Source organism: Frankia torreyi, assembly GCF_000948395.1.
GTDB lineage: Bacteria > Actinomycetota > Actinomycetes > Frankiales > Frankiaceae > Frankia > Frankia torreyi.
This window is the reverse complement of the sequence record NZ_JYFN01000140.1, coordinates 1-1,876: the sequence shown is the minus strand read 5'-3', so window position 1 is coordinate 1,876 and position 1,876 is coordinate 1. Positions and strand designations below refer to the sequence as shown.

The 1,876-nt window shown below is 68.6% G+C and carries 1 protein-coding gene and 1 pseudogene; both read left to right on the top strand.

Translation table 11 applies throughout. The annotated features are described in order from the left end of the window. Window positions 1–99: pseudogene (locus tag FF36_RS39810) on the top strand (transcriptional regulator); the annotation flags it as partial. A 110-nt stretch (window positions 100–209) separates the two neighbouring features. Beyond that, a complete protein-coding gene (locus FF36_RS31210) occupies window positions 210–1,766 on the top strand; it encodes an IS1634 family transposase (protein ID WP_044888806.1) in 1,557 nt (518 codons plus the stop codon). Window positions 1,767–1,876: the final 110 nt, after the last annotated feature.

Genomic DNA, 1,876 nt, shown 5'->3' with positions numbered 1-1,876 from the left:
CGTCAGGCCAACGAGCCCGGTTGGTGGCAGGGTTTCACCGACGTGATGCCGGGATGGTTTCAGCCCTACCTGGGCCTGGAGGAAGCGGCGATCCTCCTGACTTGGGCCAAGATCTGATCGTCTCGCTGTTCGCGGACGGGTGACCTGCGGGTTTGGTCTGGGAGGCACGCACTAATCGGGGTGGTGGCGGTGGCCTACTCTGTCGGGTTGTGTCTCCCTACGTGCGGACGGTGAAGACCGCGTCTGGTGCGCGGGCGGTGCAGATCGTGCACTCCCAGTACCGGGGATCCCGCGAGATCGAGCACGTCGGGTCGGCGCATACCGACGCTGACCTCGAGCTGCTCAAGGCGGTGGCCCGCCAGCGGCTCGCCGCGGGGCAGGGTGAGCTCGATCTTCGGCTGGCGGGCAGCCCGGCGAACTCCGGCGCCGCGCTGCCGATCACCTCGACGCGGGCGGGTCACCTCCTCGACGCGTTGGCCCGCGGCTACGACACGCTGGGGTTTCCCGCCGCGACCGGCCGCGACGAGGTCTTCAGGGCGCTGGTGCTCGCACGGATCATCGAGCCGACCAGCAAGCTCGACTCCCTGCGCGTGCTGGACGAGGCCGGCGCGCCCGCCCCGTCCTACCGGACGGTGAAACGCCGGCTGCGTCTCTACGCCGGCGCCGACGACGTCGACGAGACCGGGCAGCCCGTCCCGGTCGACCCCGCCGGTGGCCCGTGGCGGGCACGGCTGGCGCGCGCCTGCGCGGACCATGTCCGTCTCGGCACCGCCACACTGCTGCTCTACGACGTGACAACGCTCTACTTCGAGACCGACCAGGGCGACGGGTTCCGCGAACCGGAGTTCAGTAAGGAACGACGTCTGGAACCGCAGATCACTGTCGGTCTGCTCACCGACGGGGCGGGCTTCCCGCTGACGGTGCACGCGTTCGAAGGCAACCGGGCTGAGACCACGACCATGCTGCCCGTCCTGACCGGGTTCCTCACCGAGCATGGCCTGTCCGACGTCACCGTTGTCGCGGACGCCGGCATGGTCTCCGAGGCGAACAAATGCGCGATCGAGGAGGCGGGACTGTCGTTCGTCCTCGGCGCCCGCGTCCCCGACGTCCCCTACCAGGTCAAGGCGTGGCGCGAAGCGCACCCGAACCTGGAGATCCCCGACGGGCACGTGTTCGTTCAGCCCTGGCCCGCCGGTCCCTCGGACCAGCGACGCGATCACACGATCTTCTACCAGTACCGGGCCGACCGGGCCCGGCGCACGCTGCGCGGGATCGACCAGCAGGTCACCAAGGCCGAGAACGCCGTCGCCGGGAAGACCGCGGTGAAACGCAACCGCTACGTGCGCCTGACCGACGCGAAGAAGTCAGTCAACCGGGCGCTGGAAGCCAAGAACCGCGCCCTGGCCGGGATCAAAGGGTATGTCACCAACCTGCCCGACCCCGACGCCGAGCAGGTCATCGCCACCTACAGCCGGCTACTCAACGTCGAGAAGAGCTTCCGGATGAGCAAGTCCGACCTCGCCGCCCGGCCGATCTACCACCACACCCGCGAATCGATCGAAGCACACCTGACCATCGTGTTCGCCGCCCTCGCCGTCAGCCGCTGGATCGAGAACACCACCGGCTGGTCCATCCGCAGGTTCGTCACGACCGCCCGCCGCTACCGCACCATCACGATCCAAGCCGGCGACCACACCATCACCGCCGCCGACCCCCTACCCGACGACCTCCAGACAGTCCTCGACGCCATCCACGGCACGCACTAAATGGCCCAAGTCAGGTTAATCTGAGCGAATCGTAGCCCCGGGCACGAGGCGTTACCGGACGCACCCTGATGCCGTCCCCGGTGTCATGGCCGGGAAACAGTCCCGGAGCG